This is a genomic window from Enterobacter sp. EC_64 (assembly GCF_019584165.1).
Lineage (GTDB): Bacteria > Pseudomonadota > Gammaproteobacteria > Enterobacterales > Enterobacteriaceae > Enterobacter > Enterobacter roggenkampii.
In genome coordinates this window covers 26,060-43,306 of sequence record NZ_VDAS01000030.1, presented here as the reverse complement: position 1 = coordinate 43,306, position 17,247 = coordinate 26,060, and the positions used below count along the sequence as shown (strand labels likewise).

10 protein-coding genes and 1 pseudogene are annotated in these 17,247 nt (G+C 57.2%); 7 read left to right on the top strand and 4 right to left on the bottom strand.

Annotation, left to right across the window (positions count from 1 at the left end; translation table 11 throughout):
• Window positions 1–104: 104 nt before the first annotated feature.
• The 5 genes and pseudogenes from FHC52_RS19495 to FHC52_RS19475 all read left to right on the top strand — a co-directional run.
• Window positions 105–659, top strand: a pseudogene (locus FHC52_RS19495) (glycosyl hydrolase family 8); the annotation flags it as partial.
• The gene (gene bcsC / locus FHC52_RS19490) at window positions 641–4,123 is read left to right on the top strand and encodes a cellulose synthase complex outer membrane protein BcsC (RefSeq protein WP_044597502.1); all 3,483 of its coding nucleotides are present in this window, start codon (window positions 641–643) and stop codon (window positions 4,121–4,123) included. The pseudogene FHC52_RS19495 and the gene bcsC, both read left to right, overlap by 19 nt.
• 119 nt (window positions 4,124–4,242) lie before the next feature.
• Window positions 4,243–6,249 carry a biofilm formation regulator HmsP gene (gene hmsP, locus FHC52_RS19485; RefSeq protein WP_023345069.1) on the top strand — a complete coding sequence of 669 codons (2,007 nt, stop codon included), beginning with the start codon at window positions 4,243–4,245 and terminating at the stop codon, window positions 6,247–6,249.
• A gap of 159 nt (window positions 6,250–6,408) precedes the next feature.
• Window positions 6,409–7,695, top strand: coding sequence for a dicarboxylate/amino acid:cation symporter (locus FHC52_RS19480; RefSeq protein ID WP_021242141.1), 1,287 nt, complete (start codon window positions 6,409–6,411; stop codon window positions 7,693–7,695).
• Window positions 7,696–7,922: 227 nt separating this feature from the next.
• Window positions 7,923–9,416: a pitrilysin family protein gene (locus tag FHC52_RS19475; RefSeq protein ID WP_008503229.1), complete on the top strand. Its 1,494-nt coding sequence runs from the start codon at window positions 7,923–7,925 to the stop codon at window positions 9,414–9,416.
• Window positions 9,417–9,479: 63 nt separating this feature from the next.
• On the opposite strand, the gene FHC52_RS19470 is transcribed toward FHC52_RS19475, so the two are convergent.
• Window positions 9,480–10,409: a sugar kinase gene (locus tag FHC52_RS19470; RefSeq protein WP_049120453.1), complete on the bottom strand. Its 930-nt coding sequence runs from the start codon at window positions 10,407–10,409 to the stop codon at window positions 9,480–9,482.
• Window positions 10,410–10,638: 229 nt separating this feature from the next.
• Here FHC52_RS19470 and pdeH point away from each other — a divergent pair, with 229 nt between their 5' ends.
• On the top strand, window positions 10,639–11,412 hold the full coding sequence (pdeH, locus tag FHC52_RS19465; protein ID WP_021242143.1) for a cyclic-guanylate-specific phosphodiesterase: 774 nt from the start codon (window positions 10,639–10,641) through the stop codon (window positions 11,410–11,412).
• A 65-nt stretch (window positions 11,413–11,477) separates the two neighbouring features.
• Window positions 11,478–13,520: an AsmA family protein gene (locus tag FHC52_RS19460; RefSeq protein ID WP_008503226.1), complete on the top strand. Its 2,043-nt coding sequence runs from the start codon at window positions 11,478–11,480 to the stop codon at window positions 13,518–13,520.
• Between the two features lie 93 nt (window positions 13,521–13,613).
• On the opposite strand, the gene FHC52_RS19455 is transcribed toward FHC52_RS19460, so the two are convergent.
• The 3 genes from FHC52_RS19455 to FHC52_RS19445 all read right to left on the bottom strand — a co-directional run bounded on the left by FHC52_RS19455 (window position 13,614) and on the right by FHC52_RS19445 (window position 17,172).
• Window positions 13,614–14,936, bottom strand: a complete 1,323-nt coding sequence (locus FHC52_RS19455) for an MFS transporter (RefSeq protein ID WP_008503129.1) — start codon at window positions 14,934–14,936, stop codon at window positions 13,614–13,616.
• A 260-nt stretch (window positions 14,937–15,196) separates the two neighbouring features.
• Complete coding sequence (gene yhjD, locus FHC52_RS19450) at window positions 15,197–16,222, bottom strand: inner membrane protein YhjD (RefSeq protein WP_046092609.1); 1,026 nt, start codon at window positions 16,220–16,222, stop codon at window positions 15,197–15,199.
• A 50-nt stretch (window positions 16,223–16,272) separates the two neighbouring features.
• Window positions 16,273–17,172: a LysR family transcriptional regulator gene (locus tag FHC52_RS19445; RefSeq protein WP_008503127.1), complete on the bottom strand. Its 900-nt coding sequence runs from the start codon at window positions 17,170–17,172 to the stop codon at window positions 16,273–16,275.
• Window positions 17,173–17,247: the final 75 nt, after the last annotated feature.

Sequence of the window (17,247 nt, the reverse complement as noted above, 5' to 3'; positions counted from 1 at the left end):
ACTGCTGAATTCACTGTCGGCGAAGGTAAGTTGATGACTCATGATGAACCCTGTTCCATGGCTCCAGATGACAAACATGATCTCATATCAGGGACTTGTTCGCACCTTCCCTAGCGGCTTATTTCACGCGCTTTGGTTCCCCGTGGACTCAGCTTCGTGAAACTAACCTGCGCCTGCTGCTTGAGAGTGCGCCGAAAGGTTTTTCGCCGGACTGGGTGCAGTATCAGAAAAACAAAGGCTGGCGGTTACAGCAGGAGAAAGCGCTGGTGGGCGGCTACGACGCCATCCGCGTGTATCTCTGGGTGGGCATGATGAGTGATAAAGATCCTCAGAAAGCCCGGCTCCTGACGCGCTTCCAGCCGATGGCGGCAAAGACCATAAAACGGGGTGTGCCGCCGGAGAAAGTGGATGTGGCGACGGGGAAACGTACCGGTGACGGCCCGGTCGGGTTCTCTGCCGCTATGCTGCCTTTTTTACAACAACGTGATGCCCAGGCGGTTCAGCGCCAGCGCGTTGCAGACCATTTTCCCGATAACAATGCCTATTACAGCTATGTGCTGACGCTTTTTGGGCAAGGATGGGATCAGCATCGTTTTCGCTTCACCGCAAAAGGTGAATTAATACCGGATTGGGGCCAGGAATGCGCAAGTTCACAATAAATCTACTCAGTTTATCGCTTGGCCTGGCGCTTATGCCGTGGGCCCAGGCCGCTAACTCTCCGCAGCAAAAACAGCTGCTGGAGCAGGTGAGGCTGGGCGAATCGACACAGCGTGAGGATTTGGTTCGTCAGTCGCTCTATCGCCTTGAGCTGATTGACCCCAACAACCCTGACGTCATTGCCGCGCGCTTTCGCTACCTGCTGCGTCAGGGCGATAACGCCGGCGCGCAAAAAGAGCTGGATCGTCTGAAAGGGATCGCCCCGGGTTCGAGCGCTTACCAGTCCTCACGCAACACCATGCTGCTTTCTACTCCGGATGGCCGACAGCAGCTCCAGCAGGCGCGACTGCTCGCCACTACGGGGCACACGCAGGAAGCGATTGCCGCCTATGACAAGCTGTTTGACGGCAACCCGCCGGGTGGCGACGTGGCGACGGAATACTGGAACGTCGTGGCGAAAGATCCAGCTCGCCGCGGTGCGGCCATTAACCAGCTGAAAAAAATTAACAGCAGCAGCCCCGGGAATACGCAGCTGCAGACAACGCTGGCCCAGCTTCTGTTCCAGAGCGGACGACGTGATGAAGGCTTTGCGGTACTGCAGGAGATGGCTAAATCCACCAATGGCCGCAGCCAGGCGTCTGATATGTGGTATGACCAAATCAAAGACCAGCCTGCCAGCAGCGCCAGCGTCAGCGCGCTGCAAAAATATCTGAGCGTATTCAGCGACGGGGATAGCGTCGCTGCGGCGCGTGCCCAGCTTGAAGCGCAGCAAAAACAGCTCGCCGATCCGGCGTTCCGCGCGAAAGCGGAAGGGCTCGCGGCGGTGGATGCCGGGCAGGGCAGTAAGGCGGTGGCCGAGCTGCAAAAAGCCGTCAGCGCCAACCATGCCGACAGTGAAGCGGTGGGTGCCCTGGGGCAGGCGTATTCCCAGAAGGGCGACCGTGCCCGCGCGGTAGCGCAGTTTGAAAAGGCGATTGCCCTCGATCCGCAGAGCGATAACCGGGGTAAATGGGACAGTCTTCTGAAGGTTAACCGCTACTGGCTGCTGATCCAGCAGGGCGATGCGGCGCTGAAGGCGAATAACCCGGCGCAGGCAGAGCGTTACTATCAGCAGGCGCGTAACATCGACAATACCGACAGCTACGCGGTGCTGGGGCTGGGCGACGCCGCCGCGGCGCGTAAAGATAACGACGCGGCGGAGCGTTATTACCGTCAGGCGCTGCGAATGGACAGCGGCAACAGCAACGCGGTTCGCGGCCTGGCCAATATTTACCGCGCGCAGTCCCCGGAGAAAGCCTCGCAGTTTATCCAGTCGCTTTCCGCCAGCCAGCGTCGGAGCATTGATGATATCGAGCGTAGTCTGACCAACGAGCAGCTCTCCGCCCAGGCCGAACAGCTGGAAAATCAGGGGAAATACGCCCAGGCAGCAGAAATCCAGCGTCGTCGTCTGGCGCTCTCTCCTGGCGACGTGTGGATAACCTATCGTCTGTCGCGCGATCTCTACAGCGCGGGTCAGCGCAGCCAGGCGGACACCCTGATGCGTCAGCTTGCCCGCCAGAAACCGTCCGACCCGGATCAGGTCTATGCCAGCGGGCTCTATCTTTCCGGAAACGATCAGGACCGTGCCGCGCTGGCGCATCTGGACACGCTGCCGCGCAGCCAGTGGAACAGCAATATTCAGGAACTTGCCGACCGCCTGCAAAGCAATCAGGTGCTGGAAACCGCCAACCGCCTGCGGGACAGCGGTAAAGAGCAGGAGGCAGAGAATCTTCTTCGCCAGCAGCCAACCTCCACCCGCATCGACCTGACGCTGGCGGACTGGGCACAGCAGCGTGGCGATCTGAACTCCGCGAAAACGACGTACAACGCCGTCCTGCAGCGTGAGCCGCAGAACGAAGACGCGATCCTCGGCCTGACCGAGATTTACAGCGCCCAGGGTAACAAAGATGCCGCGCGCGCGGAGCTGGCGAAGCTGCCCGCCGCGCAGAACGGCCAGCCGCTGTCGCTCAATATGCAGCGCCGCATCGCGATGGCGCAGGCGGGGCTGGGTGATTCCGCCGCGGCAGAACAGACCTTCAGTAAAATCATTCCGCAGGCTAAATCGCAGCCCGGATCAATGGAAAACGCGCTGGTGCTGCGTGATGCCGCGCGTTTCCAGGCGCAGAACGGGCAGCCTCAGCAGGCGCTGGAAACCTATAAAGATGCGATGGTATCGACGGGTATCACCACGACGCGTCCGGCTGATAACGACAGTTTCACCCGTCTGACGCGTAACGATGAAAAAGACGACTGGCTGAAGCGCGGCGTGCGCAGTGATGCCGGTGAGTTGTACCGCCAGCAGGATGTTAACGTCACGCTGCAGCACGATTACTGGGGCTCCAGCGGCACGGGTGGCTATTCCGATCTGAAAGCGCATACCACCATGCTGCAGGTGGATGCGCCGCTCTCTGACGGGCGCATGTTCTTCAGAAGCGATCTGGTCAATATGGACGTCGGATCATTCGATACCAGGAACGGGACTTACGACCCTAAATGGGGAACCTGCTACGAAACGCCGTGTAGCGGTAACACCCATCAGTCAGACAATGGCGCAAGCGTCGCTGTCGGCTGGCAGAATAAAACCTGGGCGATGGATATTGGCACCACGCCGATGGGCTTTGACGTCGTCGACGTGGTGGGCGGCATCAGCTACAGCAGCGATCTGGGCCCTATCGGCTATACCGTTAACGCCCATCGTCGGCCAATCTCCAGCTCTCTGCTGGCCTTCGGCGGGCAAAAAGACACCAACACCGGCACCACCTGGGGCGGCGTACGCGCGACCGGTGGCGGCGTGAGCATCAGCTATGACAAAGGGGAAGCGAACGGCGTCTGGTCAAGCCTGAACGCGGAAACGCTGACGGGTAAAAATGTGGAGGATAACTGGCGCGTCCGCTGGATGACGGGTTACTACTACAAGCTCATTAATAAAAACAATGAGCGCCTGACGGTCGGCGTCTCCAACATGCTCTGGCACTACGACAAAGACCTGAGCGGTTATACCCTGGGTCAGGGCGGCTATTACAGCCCGCAGGAGTATGTCTCCTTCGCCTTGCCGGTGACCTGGCGTAAGCGCACGGAAAACTGGTCCTGGGAGCTGGGGGGCTCGGTCTCCTGGTCTCACTCCAAAACCAAAGACGAACTGCGCTACCCGATCCAGAATCTGATCCCGACCGATGAGCCAGACCGCTATACCGATCGGGGCGCGATGGAAACCGGCAGCAGCTCCTCAGGCACGGGTTATACCGCGCGGGCCATTATTGAGCGCCGGGTTACGTCCAACTGGTTTGTTGGCATGGGCGTGGACATTCAGGAAGCGAAAGACTATACCCCAAGCCATGCGCTGATCTATGTGCGCTACTCTGCTGCAGGCTGGCAGGGCGATATGGACTTACCGCCGCAACCGCTCATCCCTTACGCGGACTGGTAATCGGATTTTCCTTAATCCATTTGTAAGTCTCTCTTAACAGCGCAGCAATCGGGTATACTCAGGCGCGCCAGGTTTATACCCTGGCGCGCCCTGCGCTTCGAGTTTTGTGGAGAGTCATTTTGCGTGTCAGCCGTTCCTTAACAATCAAACAGATGGCGATGGTCTCTGCCGTCACCATGCTGTTTGTCCTGCTCTTCTGCGTAATTTTGCTGTTTCATTCCGTACAGCAGAATCGCTATAACACGGCTTCGCAATTAGAAAGTATCGCCCGCTCGGTACGCGGCCCGCTGTCTGCCTCTATCCTGAAAGGGGATATCCCCGAAGCGGAAACCATTCTAAAACGTATTCAGCCAGCCGGTGTTGTGAGCCGGGCGGACGTCGTGCTACCCAATCAGTTTCAGGCGCTGCGGATGAGCTTTATCCCGGAGCGTCCCGTCCCGATGATGGTGATGCGCCTGTTTGAGCTGCCGGTGCAAATTTCGCTTCCCGTTTATTCGCTTGAGCGCCCTGCGAATCCACAGCCTCTGGCCTACCTGGTGTTACAGGCAGACTCCTACCGCATGTATAAATTCGTCATGAGTTGGGTGGTTACGTTAGTGACCACTTGCTTACTTATGACGCTTATTCTCAGCGTGGCGCTGACCTGGTGCATTAACCGGCTGATTGTCCATCCCCTGCGCCGTATCGCCCGCGAGCTGAACACGCTTGCGCCGCAGGATCAGATGGGACACCAGCTTGAGCTGCCGCGTCTGCATCATGACGATGAGATCGGCATGCTGGTGCGCAGCTACAACCTCAACCAGCAGCGCATCCAGCGTCAGCAGGATGAGATGAACAGTAGCGCCACCCGTTTTCCGGTATCGGAGCTTCCCAATAAAGCGTTCCTGATGGCGATGCTGGAGCAAACCGTTGAGCGCCAGCAAACCACCGCGCTGATGGTCATTGCCTGTGAAACTCTGCAGGACACGGCTGGCGTGCTTCAGGAGAGCCAGCGCGAAATGCTGCTGCTCACCCTGGTGGAAAAGATCAAATCTGTCCTTGCCCCGCGCATGGTGCTGACCCAGGTCAGCGGTTACGACCTGGTGGTGATTGCCAACGGCGTAAAAGAACCCTGGCATGCGATCACGTTAGGTCAGCAAGTACTCACTGTCATTAATGAGCGGCTGCCGATTCAGGGTATCCAGCTTCGCCCGAGTGCCAGTATCGGGATTGCCATGTTCTATGGCGACCTGACCGCGGAACAGCTTTATCGCCGAGCCTTCTCGGCGGCCTTTACCGCCCGGCGCAAAGGGAAAAACCAAATCCAGTTCTTCGACCCGGCGCAGATGGAAAAGGCGCAGCAGCGCCTGACGGAAGAGAGCGACATCCTGACCGCGCTGGATAACCGCCAGTTTGCTCTCTGGCTGCAGCCGCAGGTGGATCTGCGGACGGGAGAGGTAAAAAGCGCCGAGGCCCTGCTGCGTCTGCAGCAGCCGGATGGCACATGGGAGCTGCCGGAAGGGCTGATTGAGCGCATCGAGTCCTGCGGCCTGATGGTCACCGTCGGCTACTGGGTGCTCGAAGAGTCCTGTCGTCAGCTTGCCGCCTGGCAGGAGCGCGGCATAACGCTGCCGCTGTCGGTCAATTTGTCTGCCATGCAGCTTATGCACCCGACCATGGTTTCTGAGATGCTGGAGCTGATCCATCGTTACCGCATCAAACCGGATACCTTGACCCTGGAAGTGACGGAGAGTCGACGCATTGACGACCCCAATGAGGCGGTCGCGATTCTTAAGCCGCTGCGTAATGCCGGCATTCGCATTGCCCTGGACGATTTTGGCATGGGGTACGCCGGGCTGCGCCAGCTTCAGCACATGAAGACGCTTCCGGTGGATGTACTAAAAATTGACAAAGCGTTTGTCGACGGTCTGCCGGACGACAGCAGCATGGTGCAGGCGATTATCCAGATGGCGCGCAGCCTCAACCTGCACCTTATTGCCGAGGGAATTGAAACCGACGCGCAACGCGCCTGGCTGGCAGAGGCGGGCGTGGAGAGCGGGCAGGGTTTCCTGTTTGCCCCCGCAGTGCCTTCGGATGTCTTTGAAGAACGATACCTTTCTGGTGCTGACAATAACGCAAAAGTGTAATTTTGTTGCTGGCTTGTGCGAGCCAGCTCAAATTTCTTAACATTTGTGTTTCAAATTTGAACTGAGTTTATTTCTGTCCTGTTATGCGGGTGTTATTTTAAAGCCGCAGGTTAACCATAACCTTACAAAGCCTGTGGTTTTTCTTCCCAAGGACACCCTATGAAAACCTCACTCTTCAAAAGTCTTTATTTCCAGGTCCTGACAGCCATCGCCATCGGTATTCTGCTGGGTCACTATTACCCTGAACTGGGCGCGCAAATGAAACCGCTTGGCGACGCGTTCGTTAAGCTCATCAAAATGGTCATCGCTCCGGTGATCTTCTGTACGGTCGTCACGGGCATCGCTGGCATGGAAAGCATGAAGGCGGTTGGCCGTACCGGTGCAGTGGCGCTTCTCTATTTTGAAGTGGTCAGTACCCTTGCGCTGATTATTGGTCTGGTCATCGTTAACGTGGTGCAGCCAGGTGCGGGGATGAACGTCGATCCCTCGACGCTGGATGCCAAAGCGGTTGCGGTCTATGCCGAACAGGCGAAGGATCAGGGCGTGGTGGCCTTCCTGCTGGACGTCATTCCTGGCAGCGTCATTGGCGCATTCGCCAGCGGAAACATCCTCCAGGTGCTGCTGTTCGCCGTGATGTTTGGCTTCGCCCTGCACCGTCTGGGCAGCAAAGGCCAGCTGATCTTTAACGTGATCGAAAGCTTCTCGCAGGTCATCTTCGGCATCATCAATATGATCATGCGCCTGGCGCCCATCGGTGCCTTCGGTGCGATGGCCTTCACTATCGGTAAGTATGGCGTCGGTACGCTGGTCCAGTTGGGTCAGCTGATTATCTGTTTCTATATCACCTGTATTCTTTTCGTGGTGGTGGTGCTGGGCTCCATCGCCCGCGCGACCGGTTTCAGCATCTTCAAATTTATCCGTTACATCCGCGAAGAGCTGCTGATTGTTCTGGGAACCTCCTCGTCAGAATCGGCGCTGCCGCGCATGCTCGATAAGATGGAGAAACTCGGGTGTCGTAAATCGGTGGTGGGGCTGGTGATCCCGACGGGCTACTCCTTCAACCTGGACGGCACCTCGATATACCTGACGATGGCGGCCGTGTTTATTGCACAGGCGACCAACAGCCATATGGATATTTTCCATCAGATCACCCTGTTGGTGGTGCTCCTGCTCTCCTCTAAAGGCGCGGCGGGCGTAACGGGCAGCGGCTTTATCGTGCTGGCTGCCACTATCTCTGCAGTGGGGCACCTGCCGGTGGCGGGCCTGGCGTTGATTCTCGGTATTGACCGCTTTATGTCAGAGGCGCGTGCGTTAACCAACCTGGTGGGTAACGGCGTGGCAACGGTAGTGGTCGCGAAATGGGTGAAAGAGTTGGATCATAAAAAGCTCGACGATACTCTGAATAATCGTTCAACTGACAGCAAAAATCCTGGCTTATCCTCTTAATCTTGTCACAAATGCCCGTATTCCCTTGTGGGGATGCGGGCTCCTGCGCATAATAACTGTTCATACCTGTCATAATTCGACAAGATTTTTTTTGGGTATATTTCACTTCGGACCGTGACGTTTTGCCGAACGCGCGGTCTAATCGACGTGTTTTCATCGTCATCTTTAAGAGTGAAGCGCGTCGCGAGGCACTCTTTTTTAACCAGGAATGTTGATCAGGGGTTCACATGCAGGGCACAAAAATTCGACTCTTAACCGGCGGTTTGCTGATGATGGCAGCAGCCAGTTATGTGCAGGCAGATGCGCTCCAGCCAGACCCGGCCTGGCAACAAGGGACACTAGCGAACGGTTTTCAGTGGCAGGTGTTAGCCACGCCGCAACGTCCCAGTGACCGTATTGAAATCCGTCTGTCTGTTAATACCGGTTCCCTCACGGAAAGCACCCAGCAAACCGGTTTCAGCCACTTTATTCCCCGGCTGGCGCTCACGCAGAGCGGCAGCCTGCAAGCGGTTCAGGTGCGTTCGCTCTGGCAACAGGCCATCGATCCGAAGCGCCCGCTTCCTCCGGCTGTGGTCTCGTATGACTACACCATGTTTAACCTGAGCCTGCCTAATAACCGCAACGATCTGCTTAAAGAAGCCCTGACGTATCTCTCCGATGCCTCCGGCAATCTGGCGATTACGCCGGACACCGTCAACTATGCGTTGAGCAACAGCGACATGGTGGCGACCTGGCCTGGTGATACCAAAGAGGGCTGGTGGCGTTACCGCCTGAAAGGCTCGACGTTGCTGGGACATGACCCTGCCGAGCCGCTAAAACAGCCGGTGGACGCCGAACAGGTGAAATCGTTCTACCAGAAGTGGTACACCCCGGACGCGATGACGCTGATCGTGGTGGGTAATGTGGACAGCCGCGCGGTGGTGGAGCAGATCAACAAAGCGTTTGGCGATCTGAAAGGCAAGCGTGAATCGCCTGCCCCTGTTCCGACACTCTCCCCGCTGCGTGCAGAGCCTGTCAGCATTATGACGGACACCGTGCGTCAGGACCGACTCTCCGTGATGTGGGATAACGCCTGGCAGCCCATCCGTGAGTCCGCGGCGCTGTTGCGCTACTGGCGTGCCGACCTGGCGCGTGAAGCGCTGTTCTGGCACGTTCAGCAGACGCTCAGTAAGAATAACGTGAAGAATATCGGTCTTGGCTTTGACTGCCGCGTGCTGTTCCAGCGTGCGCAATGCGCCATTAACGTTGAATCACCGGGCGATAAGCTGAATGCCAATCTGGGTGTCGTCGCGAAAGAGTTGGCAAAAGTGCGTAAAGAGGGGCTTTCCGAAGAGGAATTCAACGCGCTTGTGGCGCAGAAAAAACTCGAGCTGCAGAAGCTGTTTGCGACCTACGCGCGCGCCGATACCGATATTCTGATCAGCCAGCGTATTCGCTCTTTGCAGAATCAGGTGGTGGACATTGCGCCGGAACAGTACCAGAAGCTTCGTCAGGATTTCCTGAACGGTCTGACCGTCGAAATGCTCAACCAGGATCTCCGTCAGCAGCTGTCGCAGGAGATGGCGTTGATCCTTCTGCAGCCGAAGGGCGAACCGGAATATGACATGAAGGAACTTCAGAAGACCTGGGATTCCATCATGGCGACCGCGCCGCAGCCGACGCAGGCCGCGACGGCTGATGATTTACACCCGGACGCGACGGATATCCCGCAAGGGCAGTAAGACGTAGACATTCCCTCTCCCTGTGGGAGAGGGTTAGGGTGCGGGCATCAGCCCGCACCCTACTTAAACAGGCATTGCCTCACGCGGAATAATCGCCCCGCGATACTGAATCACCGTGCTGGCCGTCAGATGTCCACGCTGTGCCGCCGCTTCCGGCGTTCCGCCCGTCAGGCGTACTGCCAGATAGCCCGCGCTGAATGAATCACCCGCCGCCGTGGTATCAATCACTTTCTCTTTGGCAAGCTTCACCGCCGGGACCTCAATCGCCGCTTCACCCGTAATCGCGACCAGGCACGACTCCGCACCGCGCTTAATCACCACTTCGCTCACGCCAGCCGCTTGCGTGCGTGCAATCACGTCCTCTACCGGTTTCTCCCCCCAGAGGGCGTCTTCATCATCGAGCGTCAGGAAGGCGATGTCGGTGCATTGCAGCATCTGCTGATAGACCTGCTGCGTCTCTTCACGGCTGGCCCACAGGCGCGGGCGGTAGTTGTTATCGAAAATGACCTTGCCGCCGTTGGCACGGCATTCGCGCAGCAGCGAGAGCAGCTTTTCACGGCTGGTGGGGCTCAGGATCGCCAGGCTGATCCCGCTCAGATAGAGATAGTCGAAGGTCGACAGCGCTTCGCAGATGGCCGCGGCATCCTCGCTCTCCAGCCAGAATTTGGCCGCGGCTTCGTTACGCCAGTAATAAAACGTGCGTTCGCCGGTGTCGTCGGTCTCTATGTAATACAAACCCGGCAGGCGGTTTTCCATACGCTGGATCAGCGAGGTATCAATATGTTCACTTTGCCAGGCCTCAAGCATCTGCTGGCTGAAGCTGTCCGTCCCCAGAGCGGTAACGTAGTTCACGGTGAGCGCCTCAGGCGCAACCTGGCGGGCAATATAAACGGAGGTGTTTAACGTATCGCCACCAAATCCGCGGCTCACTTCCGCGCCTTTTTGTGACAGCTCAATCATGCATTCGCCAATCACGGCAATTTTTTTAGACATAATCGTGAACCTGAACAGAAGAATGATCAGCAGTGTGCGCTGAGTGAATTAACAGGTCAACTATATTAAAACAACGTTCCATTATTTTATTTGAGCCAGCGCGTGTTCATGCGCATTTCTGTCATCTTAATTTCATTTTCCCGGTGAATTGAACATAAAGTTCTCAATTGTCGCGCCGATAATCCTGTGACGAGTCCAGAAAGGCCATCCCAACAACAGGACATCTGAAATGAAGTCAGAGCAGGTTATCCAGCGGCTGAGCACCACGCCTGAGGCAAGTATTGAGAACTTGCAGGAGCATCGCTACTGGCTGCAATGTGAGCGTGCGTATACCTATCAGCCGATATACCGAACAGACGGTCGACTGATGGCCATTGAAATTTTGACCGTCGTGACGCATCCCTCAAACCCTTCCCAGCGTATCGCACCGGATCGCTATTTTGCCGAAGTGGCCGTTCGCCAGCGTCTTGACGTGCTGGAAGAGCAGCTCCGTATGCTGGCAACGAAGCAGCCCTTTTTCGAACAGCACGATATCCTCGCTTCAGTGAATGTCGATGGCCCCACTCTGCTGGCGCTGCGTCAGAACGCGAAATTGCAGGCGCTGATCGCCACTCTGCCGTGGGTGCGCTTTGAGCTGGTGGAGCATGTCCGCCTGCCGCAGGACTCCTCGTTCGCCTCCATATGCGAATACGGCCCGCTGTGGCTGGATGACTTTGGCACCGGCATGGCGAACTTTTCGGCTCTGAGTGAAGTGCGTTATGACTACATTAAAGTGGCCCGCGATCTGTTCATTATGCTGCGTCAGACCCCGGAAGGGCGGAACCTGTTTACGCTGTTATTACAGCTGATGAACCGCTATTGCCAGGGCGTGATTGTTGAAGGTGTGGAAACGCTGGAAGAGTGGCGCGATGTGCAAAGCTCGCCTGCCGCGGCGGCGCAAGGCTATTTCCTCTCCCGACCGGTACCCATGGATCGCCTCGATAGCGTGATAACTACCCTCTGATAAGCCCGCTTCCCTTTGTCTGGACTATAGTTTTACAGGACAGGTCATCAGGAAAGGGGATAAAAATGACAAGAACAACCAGGGTGATCTCCTGGACAGCAGGGATTTTCTTGTTGTTGATCGTGGTCGTCGCCATCATTATTGCGACGTTTGACTGGAACCGTCTTAAGCCGACCATCAACCAGAAAGTCTCAACCGAACTGAACCGCCCCTTCGCCATACGCGGTGATTTAGGGGTCGTGTGGGAGCGTCAGAAAGAGGAGCCCGGCTGGCGAAGCTGGATCCCCTGGCCGCACGTCCACGCCGACGACATCATTCTCGGTAACCCGCCGGACATCCCGGACGTCACCATGATCCACCTGCCGCGCGTTGAGGCCACGCTGGCCCCGCTCGCGCTGCTGACCAAAACGGTCTATCTGCCGTGGATCAAACTTCAACAGCCCGACGCGCGCCTGATCCGCCTCTCTGAAAAAAACAACAACTGGACGTTCAACCTTGCCAGCGATGGCGAAAAGGATCCGAATGCCCAGCCTTCCTCCTGGTCATTCCGTCTCGACAATATTCTCTTCGATCGCGGGCGGATCGCCATCGACGATAAGGTCAGCAAGGCCGACGTGGAGATCCTGGTCGATCCGCTGGGCAAGCCGCTGCCGTTTAGCGAGGTCACGGGGACGAAAGCCAAAGGTGACACGGCAAGCGTGGGCGACTATGTCTTCGGCCTGACGGCAAAAGGACGCTACAACGACCAGCCGCTCAGCGGCAAAGGAAAAATAGGCGGCATGCTGGCGCTCCGGAGCGAAGGCACGCCGTTCCCGGTGCAGGCCGACTTCCGCTCCGGTAACACCCGCGTGGCGTTCGTGGGAACGGTTAACGACCCGATGAACATGGGCGGCGTCGATCTTCAGCTTAAATTTGCCGGTGATTCGCTGGGCGAGCTGTATGAGCTGACCGGCGTGCTGCTGCCGGATACCCCGCCGTTCGAAACGGACGGGCATCTGGTCGCCAAAATCGACAGCGAAAAATCGTCGGTTTTTGACTACCGTGATTTTAACGGCCGCATCGGCGACAGCGATATCCACGGCTCGCTGACCTACACCACCGGAAAACCGAGACCGAAGCTGGAAGGGGACGTTGAGTCCCGCCAGCTGCGTCTGGCCGATCTCGGCCCGCTGATCGGCGTGGATTCCGGTAAAGGTACGAAGTCAAAAGAGGTGAAAAAGGACATTCAACCTGCGGGAAAAGTGCTGCCTTACGATCGCTTTGAAACCGATAAGTGGAACGTGATGGATGCGGATGTGCGCTTCAAAGGGCGTAAGATTGAGCATGGCAGCACGTTGCCGTTGAGCGATCTCTCGACGCATATCATCCTCAAAAACGCCGACCTGCGCCTGCAGCCGCTGAAGTTTGGCATGGCGGGCGGGACGATTTCCTCCAACATTCACCTGGAAGGCGATAAAAAGCCGATGCAGGGGCGCGCGGAGATTCAGGCGCGCAGGCTTAAGCTGAAAGCGCTGATGCCGAACGTCGAGCTGATGCAGAAGACCCTCGGCGAGATGAACGGCGATGCCGACATCCGCGGCGTGGGGAACTCCGTGGCGGCGCTGCTGGGCAGCGGTAATGGCAACCTGAAGCTGCTGATGAACGACGGGCTGGTGAGCCGCAACCTGATGGAAATCCTGGGCCTGAACGTCGGTAACTACATCATCGGGCAAATCTTCGGTGATGATGAGGTGCGGGTGAACTGCGCGGCGGCCAATCTGGATCTGGTTAACGGCGTGGCGCGTCCGCAGATTTTTGCCTTCGACACGGAAAATGCGGTGATTAACGTGACCGGTACCGCCAGCATGGCGTCCGAACAGCTGGATTTGACCATCGATCCGGAAAGTAAGGGGATCCGTATCATCACCCTGCGCTCGCCGCTGTACGTGCGCGGAACCTTCAAAAATCCGCAGGCGGGCGTGAAGCCCGGACCGCTGATTGCGCGTGGCGCGGTGGCCGCAGCCCTCGCGACGCTGGTTACCCCCGCCGCAGCGCTGCTGGCGTTGATTTCGCCGTCAGAAGGCGAGGCGAATCAGTGCCGGACCATTTTGTCGCAAATGAAGAAGTAAGGAGCGGCCTGTTTTTGACGGGTGGCGCTGCGCTTACCCGGCCTGCATTTGAATCGTAGGCCGGGTAAGGCGTAGCCGCCACCCGGCATTAGCTTACAGAGCCTGGTGTTTCGTCTCGTGCGTCAGCAGCAGCGCAATCAGCGTCAGCGCCGCCATGGCCGCCAGATAAACGCCTACATAGAACAGGCCGTAGTTTGCCTGCAGCCAGGTGGCGATATACGGCGCAACGGAGGCGCCCAGAATAGACGAGACGTTATAGGAGAACGACGCGCCGGTATAACGCACTTCCGTCGGGAACAGCTCTGGCAGCAGCGCACCCATCGGGCCGAAGGTCAGCCCCATCAGGCTCAGGCCAATCAGCAGGTAGGCCATCACCAGCGCCGGGCTGCCTGAACCCAGCAGCGGCGGGAAGACGAACAGAGCAAACAGAACGATCAGCGTGGTGATGGTGATCATGCTTGCGCGACGACCGAACTTATCCGCGAGCAGGCCCGCAATCGGCACCATCACGCCAAATCCGATCACCGCCATCATCAGCATCCACAGCACTTCGTTACGCGGCAGACCCAGCCCAACCGGCGCGGCGGCGGTACTGAATGTCATGGAGTAAACGGTCATGATGTAGAACAGCGTGTAGGTGGCCAGCATGATAAACGTGCCCAGTACGGTCACGCGGACGTGTTTGGTCAGCAGCGTGCCCAGCGGTACCTTCACCTGCTTGTTCGCCGCGGCCACTTTCGCGAAAACAGGGGTCTCATGCAGAGAAACACGCACGTACAGGCCAATCAGCACCAGCACGGCTGAGAAGACAAACGGGATACGCCAGCCCCAGCTCATGAACTGTTCATCCGTCAGCAGCCAGGAGAGCAGCAGGAACGTCCCGTTGGCGAAGAAGAAGCCAATCGGTGCGCCAAGCTGCGGGAAAGAACCATACAGCGCGCGCTTGCGCGCCGGGGCGTTCTCGGTGGCCAGCAGCGCCGCGCCACCCCATTCACCACCCAGGCCCAGACCCTGACCAAAACGCGCCAGCGCCAGCAGGACCGGTGCCAGAATGCCGATGGTCTCATACGTCGGCAGCAGGCCGATGGCCACGGTGGAGATCCCCATCGTCAGCAGCGAGGCCACCAGCGTCACTTTACGTCCGATGCGATCGCCAAAGTGTCCAAACAGCGCGGAGCCAATCGGACGCGCAACAAACGCGATAGCAAAGGTCGCCAGGGACTGCAGCGTGGCCGCCGTTGGATCGCCCTGCGGGAAGAAAATGTGCGGGAAGACGATGACCGCCGCGGTGGCGTAAATGTAAAAGTCGAAGAACTCGATGGCGGTGCCAATCAGCGAGGCGACGACAACTTTATTTCGCGAATTTACCGGAACGTTTTCCGTTTCTGAGTCGAGTGTGGTGGCGGTTGCTTGCATAATATTTTCTTATTTTTGTCGAACGAAAGGCCATATTACGCACAGCAAAAGCGACATTTCAATCTGTAACAAAGCCGCGACCTGGTGATAAAAGCAACAAAAAGCGGATAATTTTCAGGCCAGCCAAAACACGTCTATGAAATGCTTCACAGATTTTAAATATCAGTCAATAAAACTGGTTTTCGGTTAAATAAAAGTTACGGACTGGATTTATATGCTGAAATGATGAATCGGGCTGAAATTTCAGCCCGGGAGAGGGGTTAACGGTGCGTTTTGCCCGGCATTCGCGGGTCGTCTTTGTACTCGGCAGTGGCGATCCACGCGGCGCAGAACAGGGTTAAACGTGCGAAGAAGTAGAAGAACGCCATTAACCCCAGCACCGAGCCGAACGCCGCGCCGGAAGGGGATTTCACCAGCGACGGCAGGGTGTAGGTCATCACGATTTTAATCACCTCAAAGCCTATCGCCGCGATCAGTGTCCCTCTGATCAGCGCCTTCTTGCGCGGGCGATGGCGCGGCAAGCGCCAGAAGATCCAGAAGAACAGCAGGTAGTTGGCGAAGATGGAAATGGCCAGCCCAATGCTGCGCCAGGCGGGCTTCAGCCATTCGATGTAATCAAGGTAGAGCGCGGAGATGATCATCTGCTGCGCCGAGCCCGCCACGGAGGTAATGGACAGCGTCACGATGAGCGCGACGAGCAGGCCAATCAGCGAAACAAAGTCGCGGAGATACTTCACCCAAATTTTCTCCTGGTCCTGCGGCTTACGCTCCCAGACATCGCGCGACTGGGCGCGAATGGCCTCGCGCAGGTTGCCCATCCAGTTAACGCCGGAGTAAAGGGCAATCAGCAAACCGACGATACCGACGGTGGTGCGCTGCTGGACGGCGGTATTGATGGTGCTTTTGAGCGTGCTGGCAAGGGTTGGATCACTGACATTATTCAGGATTTTGTTAAAGATATCCTGCAACAGCGTCGGGTGCGAGGCGAGCACAAAACCGGCCGCCGCAAACGACACCATCAGGATCGGGATCATCGACAGGAACGAAAAATAGGTGATAGCGGCACCAAACTGGTTTCCCATGCGGTCATTAAAGCGTTCGGTCGCACGTATCAGATGCGCAATCATGGGAAACTGCTGAATTCTGGCGATAATGCCGGTGACGGTCCCCAGCGCTTTGCTGGCGGTACCTGGAGACCTGCTCTCTTCCGGCTCGGTCTCCATCTTCTTGATGGGTTCATACTCTAAATGTTGGGTGGGTCGTTGCGGGTTATTTTCCGGCGTCACGCGTCTTTTCCTTTTCGTTTGGCTGGATGTTACTGAATTATAGCTTGCGACTAGTCCACGTAAGCTTTTGTGAGTTCGGTCAGCCACTCCATGAACAGATGTACCCGGCGGGAGAGGTTGCGCCGGTGGGGATAAATCAGGGAGACAGGCATTGGTTCGGCCCGGTATTGCGGGAGAATTTCAATCAGTTTCTTCGCGCGCAGTAAATCTCGCACCCCAACCCGCGGAACCTGAATGATGCCCAGCCCGGCGAGGCAGGCAGCCTGGTAAGTTTCGGTGCTGTTAACAGTTAACACCCCTCCCGTTTTTATCCACTGCGTCGTACTGCCGTTATAAAACTCAAAGCCCTGTGGGCGAGTTCCCAGCGTAGCGGTGTAGTGAATGACGGCGTGGGAGCCTAAATCGTCCAGCGTTTCCGGGTAGCCAAAACGCGCCAGATAATCCGGGCTGGCGCAGTTAATCACCGACAGCTTGCCCAACGGTCGGGCAATAAGCCCTGAATCTTTCAGGGTGCCGACGCGTACCACGCAGTCAAACCCTTCGCGGATCACATCCACCAGACGATCGCTGCTGCTGAGCTCCAGCTCGATGCCCGGATAATGCTGCAGAAAAGCAGGGAGTTTGGGGATGACTAAATTTCGAGCTACGGCGACGGGCATATCCACGCGGAGCCGTCCGCTGATGCTGGAGGGATCGTGCAAAAACATACCGTCCAGCTCATCGAGGTTTGCCAGCAGATCTTTTGCCCGTTCGTAATAGACCATACCGTCCTGCGTCAGGCTGACGCGGCGGGTGGTGCGGTGCAATAGCTGGGTGCCAAGCCGGTTTTCGAGGGCCTGAATCTGTCGTGACACGCTGCCTTTCGGCAGCGTTAATGTTTCTGCCGCGCGGGAAAAACTCTCCAGTTCCGCGACGCGAACAAACAGCTGCATTGCGTGAATTTTATCCATAGATGTAGCTCATTGTTGTTTGTGCTGAAACAGTGAAGCGTTTTAACTCATCTTTATTGATTTTTTATCACCTAA